This is a genomic window from Acidobacteriota bacterium (assembly GCA_022340665.1).
Taxonomy (GTDB): Bacteria; Acidobacteriota; Thermoanaerobaculia; order Thermoanaerobaculales; family Sulfomarinibacteraceae; genus Sulfomarinibacter.
Genome location: JAJDNM010000140.1, coordinates 1 through 6,205 on the forward strand (window position 1 = coordinate 1; position 6,205 = coordinate 6,205).

Below are 6,205 nucleotides of genomic sequence, written 5' to 3' on the forward strand. Positions count from 1 at the left end.
AGGGAAGAGGGCCTTTGAGAACATGCTCTCCGCTGTGCGGGACATGCTCACGGATCTGGAGTACAACGGGGCGATTCAGGACCTGACGAACAACATCAGGGCCAAGGCGGACGGTCTTGTCGACGGTAGAGAAAAGGACGACTGGATAGTCGATCTTGACGCCCAACAACACATCTGCATGAAGATCGATGATCTCAATGCCTACCTGGCATACCTGCTCGGGAGTTGATTGAAAGGGAGAATCAGAAGATCCATCCAATAACCTGGCAAGAAAATGGGCGGCGGGCCTATGCCCGCCGCCAGTCGGAATATCGCCGTAAGATGCCGACGGAGCAAAGGCGAGGTTCATGCCGGCCAGGAGTGCCAGGTCCGCAGTTCCGTAGTCATGCTGGATTGAGGCTTGGAGGTGGCGACGCCTTGCAGGCCCAGAGTGTTTGTCGAGTGTGGGATCTATCACGTCTACAACAGGTGCGCGTTAAGGGTAAGGGTGCCAGGCTTTAGATCCTTGGGAAGTTGAACGACCGTTCGCTGCCTCGCAAACATTCTAAGTTTCTACGGCCTGGCACCGATGCCGACGCTTCGACGACGAAGGGCTGGAATCAACCTCCGTTGCGCTCCCTCGGAAGGCGATGACGCGAGATGGCGGCGCGGTTTTTGGCTGGTGTCCAAAGCAGTGCATGGCACCTTTGATATTGAAAGTTTTCTAGTTCAGATGTATTGTTCTTCTCAATTTTCTCGAGAAAGGACGCTAGAATGAGACACATTCTCGTGACTCTTGTGGTCGCGCTGGTCGTCCCTCCCGTGTCCGCAGCCCACTTCGGTCAGTGCTCGACAGTCGGCCCGAACTTCACCGTGCACGGCGACCCGATCAGCTACACCATCACAGTGAGGACGGTCTCCTCGACCGCCCCTTCGGCATCGATTGTCGATCAGCTGCCGCCGGGCGTCGAGTTCATTCCCGGAAGTCTGTCGTGCTCGGGTGGGGCTGGCGGCTGCGCGTACGACGAACCGTCCCGGACGGTGAGTTGGAATGGATCGATGACTGTATCCGACACGGTCGTCGTTTCCTTCTCGGTTACCACCGAAACGCTTCCGGATCCCGGATACGTGACCAACGAGGTCGTTGCTGATGATCCCGGGTTCGACGCTCTGCTCATGAGTCGCACGACCTGTGTGCATCGTTCCGGCGAGCAAGCGGTGCTCGGTCCCATCTTCCCGATTTCCAATCACGGATCGGGGTGGTACCAAGGGTGGTCCAACGGCGTGTACTGGAATTCGGTTTCTGAAACGTACGTAGCAGCCTGGATCCGCTCCGACTACCCTACCAACTCGAATTACGAGGTGCAGGCAGTGACCGTCGACCCGGAGGGTGCGGTGGGTGTTGTTCAACACGTCTCGACGGGTCAGGTCGATGAACAGCCGTCCGTAGCCTGCTCCGAAGTCTCGGGCAACTGTCTGGTGGCCTGGTCTCGGAGGGAGCCGGCGCCGTCGATCAACAGCGACGTCTACGCCCGCCTGCTCGGCAGCGGCGCGGCCCCCCTCGGCAGCGAGTTCGCCATCTATCAGGGCAGTGGCCACCAGGGAAACCCGGATGTGGCCTACAACTCGGCCCTGGACGAGTTCCTCGTCACTTACGAGAACCGCTGGGCGAGCGGGCTTCGAGACGTGGTCGCCCAGCGGGTGCGGGCGAGCGACGGTGCCCTTTTGACCTGGGCCAACGTGGCCACCGGCAGCGATGGCGGCCGGACCTCGCTGAGAGCCGCCCACCTCGCAGGGAGAGATCAGTACTTGCTGGTGTACAACTTTACGCCGACCGCGGGTGACCCGGAGATTCGCGCCAAGATCGCGCCAGGACACCTCGGCGGCGTCAGCCCGGCGCCGGAGATGACAATTGCTTCCACGCTGACCAGCTATGAATCCCCGGCGGTGGCCGCGATTGACGACGACTACCTCGTGGTCTGGTCGCACTTGGACGTTTCGAATGTTGGTGGCATCCGGGCTCGGCGGGTTTCGGGGGATGGCTCACCGCAGGGTCCGGCCGGCGGTTTCCGCGTGAGCGAATTTGAACAAAACGTCGTTGCGTACTCGGTGCCGCTGGTCGAGTTCGCGGGTCAGCAGGGCTTCCTCGTCGGGTGGGATCATGACGACGCGGCAACACCGACCCAAGAGGATCTCCACGGCCGTTTCGTCGAGCCGGGGATGGACCACGCTTCGTTCACCGAGTTTCCGACCTGGGCCACCATCGACTGGGATTTTTTCGGACACTTCGCCTGCAGGAGAACCGGGCAGTGCCTCTCTCTTCGGGACGGGATGACCGGCATCGACGGACGATTCGTCTGGGCCTGGCTGGTTTTCGCGCACGGTTTCGACGAGGGCACCTTTGAGGGCTGGAGCCAGGTGGTGGGTGCGACACCGTAAACCTGGCGCGCGACAAGCAAGGTGCCAGTTTTTGGAAACTTAGAAAGATGTGGTGAGGAGGAACCGGAATTCGGTGAGCCTCATGATGATCTGGACCGACGGCCTTTCGAAATAGAGGGCGATTGAATTGACAAAACGAAATTGTGAAAAGTGTCGGTCCTGGCACCGAACCGGCCTCGGTGCTGCGTGTGTCCGCCGTCAAGTGGTGCTGATCACTTCTCCAACAGCTTCTCTACCTCGTCGAGGGTCTCCTCGAAGGTCTCCATCGCGGCCTTGAGGGCGTCCGGCTTGGTGAGGTCGACGCCTGCACCCGCCAGCAGCTCGAGGGGCGGCGCCGAAGCACCTCCTGCCAGCATGGCGAGGAAGGCATCGGCCGCCGGCTTGCCGAGGGTCTTCACCCGATCGGCGATGGCGATGCCGCTCGAAAGCCCCGTCGCATAGGAGTAGACGTAGTACTTGTAGTAGAAGTGGGGGATGTATGCCCACTCGAGGCCATCGTCCTCGTCGAGTGTGTAGCCGGGGCCGTAGTAACGCTGGACCAGCTCGCGGTAGGTCTTCTCGAGTAGGGCGGCCGTGAGCGGCACACCGTCCTCGACGAAGCCGTGCACCGTGCGCTCGAACTCCGCGAACATCGTCTGGCGGAAGATCGTGGTGCGGATGCCCTCCAGGCGCTCGACCAGCAGGGCGACCTTCTCGGCCGAATCATTTGACGTGCTCACCAGATAGTCGGACAGCAATGACTCGTTGCATGTCGAGGCAATCTCGGCCAGGAACGGCGCGTAGCGGAAGCTGGAGTAGGGCTGCGCCTTCATAGCGAGCTCGGAGTGCAGGGCGTGGCCGAACTCGTGCGCCAGCGTCGACATGTCGTTGAGCGAGTCCTGGTAATTCATGAAGACGTAGGGATGGGGTCCGTAGACGCTGGCGGAGAAGGCGCCGCTCCGCTTGTCACGGTGGGGGTAGAGGTCCATCCAACCGTTGGCCGGGTCGAGACCCGCAGCGAGGACCTTCCCGTAGTCGGCGCCGAGTGGCTCGAGGGCGGCGAGGATGGTGGCGCGGGCCTCGCTAAAGGGCACCTCGACCTCGACACCCTCGACCATCGGGATGTAGAGATCGTAGAGATGGACCGCGTCGAGCCCGAGTGCCTTCTTGCGCAGCTCGACGTAGCGGTGGAGGAGCGGCAGATTGGCGTTGATGGTCGACACCAGGTTGTCGTAGACCGCCGGCGCGATGTCGTCCTTGTCGAGGTAGGCCTCGAGAGCGGTGTCGTAACCGCGCGCCCGTGCGTAGGCGACGTCGAGTTCGAATTGCCCGGCCAACGTTGCGGCGAGCGTGTGCTCATATCTGCGGAGGGTGCCGAAAAGCGCCTCGACCGCCGCCCGGCGAACGCTGCGGTCTGCGGAGGCGCGGTAGCGGGAGTAGTTCGAGAGGGTGAGCTGGACTTTTTCGCCCTTTTCGTCGGAGATTTTGGGCCAGTGGATATCGGTCAGCAGGGCGCCGAAGGCGTCCTCCAGCGACGACGGGATCTCGTTGAGGTCGATCTCGGCCCACAGATTATCGCCGAGCAGGGACAGCGCCCGTTCCGCGTCGGGTGTCAGCAGGCGGCCCGAGCGGCGGCGCAGGTTGTCGAGGTAGGGGCGATAGGTCGCGAGCGCCGGCTCGGCCGCATAGGCGGCGTCGAGGCTCGCGGCCGGCAGGGTCAGAATTTCACGGCGGATGAAGGACGCCGCGCGCATCAGCTGGTCCATGGCGGCCAGGCCGCTCTGGACCATGGCGTTCGCAGCCTCATCCGAGAGAGCCGTGCTCTGTCGCAGGTTGGCGTAGAGGGTGACGAAGTTGGCGTCGGAGTGGAGCCGGAAGTAGAGGTCGAGGCACGCCCCCAGTGCGCCCGGGTCGGCGAGCTTGCCGTCGTAGGCCTCGAGGCCGGGAATGGCGGCGAGAAGCTTCAGCCGAGCCTCGTCCCACGCCTCGTCAGAGGCGAAGAGCGGCGAGAGGTCCCAGGTGTAGATCTCGGGAATTGCCGAGCGGTCGACGTTGGCGTCCGGCTCGTACGTCGGCAGAGCCGTATCGGGAGGGGCCGCTTCCAGGCCGATGGGCGGCAGCAGCGCCGCGGTCACAAGAGAAAGCGTGATCACGCTCTTCCACTCGGAGAGTAAGAATGCCCGCATGTTTGACTCCTTTTCGTTCGGACGTGCCGGCCCGGCCGATCGTGCAGATCCCCGGAGTCAGGCCCGTTCTATCCTACGCCTTCCAAGTCGAGAGGTTTATGGGTCAGGAGCTACGGAACCGAGCTCGATCACGCCGCCATGTTACCCAGCTCGAAACCATCGGCGACCAACGCGTCGATGGTGGCGATGACGGAGATCGAGCCGTCGCAAGCGTTGTAGATGCAGGCCCTGGCTGTTGGTTCGTGGATCGCTGGGGGGCAAGGCGACGCCAGAAGGAACTGGACTTCCACGAGGCATACGGAGAACTGGACCGACGGCTTATCGAAATGGTGAATGATTGACCTGACAAAACGAAAGTGTCAAAAGTGTCGACCCTGGCACCTGAGTGTTGAGAGAATGAGCACATCAGAATCCAGTTGTTGCCATCGGTCCTGGTACGTGCCACCTTTCGTAAATAGAAACAATGGAGGAATGTGATGGTAGCGGATATCCCGCTGCCGCGCGGACCATGTGGCTCGGTGAGGTGAAGGAGCACTCATGATCACGCCCTGCATTCGATTCAAAGCGCCGACAGCACGCCGGCTCGAGAGAGGTGTACCGTTGGTGCTCGGTTTCATGCTCGTCCTGGTGACCCGGAGTGTCGCTGCCGAGACGTTTTGTGTTGGCACCGAATCGGAGCTTGAAGCAGCTCTGACCAACGCGGAATCGAACGGGACGAGTGACTACATTCTCCTCCAAAGTGGAACCTATACCGGCGACTTTTCCTTCGAGTCCTTCCAGCACCACCCGGTCACGATCCGCGGCGGTTACAACTCTGATTGTTCTGCCAGGGTCGACGATCCCAACAACACGGTTCTCGATTCTCTGGGCGCCGGGACAGTTCTCAGTCTCTACCAGCATGCCGGAGGGGGAGTCAGTGTCGAGGGGTTGACCATCCAGAATGGAAGCTACAATGGCCTGTGGATTCGGCTGGTCAACGAATACAGCGACAGCTCGATTGACTCGATCCACCTGATTCACAATGTGATCAAGGATTGCCGGAACAAAACCGGCGTGAGCATCGCGTCGAAACCGGGAGATACATCTTCTGCGGGCAACATCCTGATATACGACAATGTTATCCAAGGGTTCACCGGTGAATTTGAAGCCATTACTGTCCTTGCCGAGTGGGCTCTCCCGGGGGCCTCCCTCGTCTTTCGCAACAACATCATCGCCGGGAACGTCAGCACATCATCCGACGCCGGATTGTCAGTTACGAACTCCGGTACCGGCAACATCTACCTGACGAACAACACCATCGTCGACAATGAATCGTCCGGTCCTTTGGGGGGTCTCGCCGGCGGACTCTCCGCATGGGTTGGATCCGCCCTCTACGCTTACAACAACATTATTTACGGAAATGTGTCGGCGAATGGCCCTGGGGACATCTGGTTGTTTTACCTCGACGGCACTGGGGTCGGCACCGCGTACAGCAACATCTACACCGACATCGACGGCAGCTGGGACGTCGAGGGTGCGAACATGAGCCTCGATCCAGGTTTCGTCGGCCCGGGATTCTGGCACGACAACGGCACGGTCGGCGATCCGACTGATGACTACTGGGTGTGGGGAGATTATCACCT

Annotated in this window: 5 protein-coding genes; 3 read left to right on the plus strand and 2 right to left on the minus strand. The window is 61.1% G+C overall.

Going from position 1 to position 6,205, the window contains the following annotated elements:
• Both LJE93_15540 and LJE93_15545 read left to right on the plus strand, forming a co-directional pair.
• Nucleotides 1-229, plus strand: a 229-nt coding sequence (locus tag LJE93_15540; protein ID MCG6950327.1) for a hypothetical protein, incomplete at its 5' end; no start/stop codon positions are given.
• A 524-nt stretch (nucleotides 230-753) separates the two neighbouring features.
• Entirely contained in the window at nucleotides 754-2,418 is a 1,665-nt protein-coding gene (locus tag LJE93_15545; protein MCG6950328.1) for a DUF11 domain-containing protein, read from the plus strand.
• Between the two features lie 212 nt (nucleotides 2,419-2,630).
• Here LJE93_15545 and pepF read toward each other — a convergent pair whose 3' ends face one another.
• The gene (pepF, locus tag LJE93_15550; GenBank protein MCG6950329.1) at nucleotides 2,631-4,583 is read right to left on the minus strand and encodes an oligoendopeptidase F; all 1,953 of its coding nucleotides are present in this window, start codon (nucleotides 4,581-4,583) and stop codon (nucleotides 2,631-2,633) included.
• Between the two features lie 128 nt (nucleotides 4,584-4,711).
• Nucleotides 4,712-4,873 (minus strand): hypothetical protein, encoded by a 162-nt coding sequence (locus LJE93_15555; protein ID MCG6950330.1) that lies wholly within the window; start codon nucleotides 4,871-4,873, stop codon nucleotides 4,712-4,714.
• Between the two features lie 247 nt (nucleotides 4,874-5,120).
• Here LJE93_15555 and LJE93_15560 point away from each other — a divergent pair.
• Nucleotides 5,121-6,205 (plus strand): hypothetical protein (locus tag LJE93_15560; protein MCG6950331.1); only part of this gene is annotated, 1,085 nt, incomplete at its 3' end.

What these genes read in the sequence shown, in the direction of transcription:
- LJE93_15545 (MCG6950328.1), top strand. Translation starts at nt 754, where the DNA reads ATGAGACACATTCTCGTGACTCTTGTGGTCGCGCTGGTCGTCCCTCCC.
- pepF (MCG6950329.1), bottom strand. Translation starts at nt 4,583, where the DNA reads ATGCGGGCATTCTTACTCTCCGAGTGGAAGAGCGTGATCACGCTTTCT.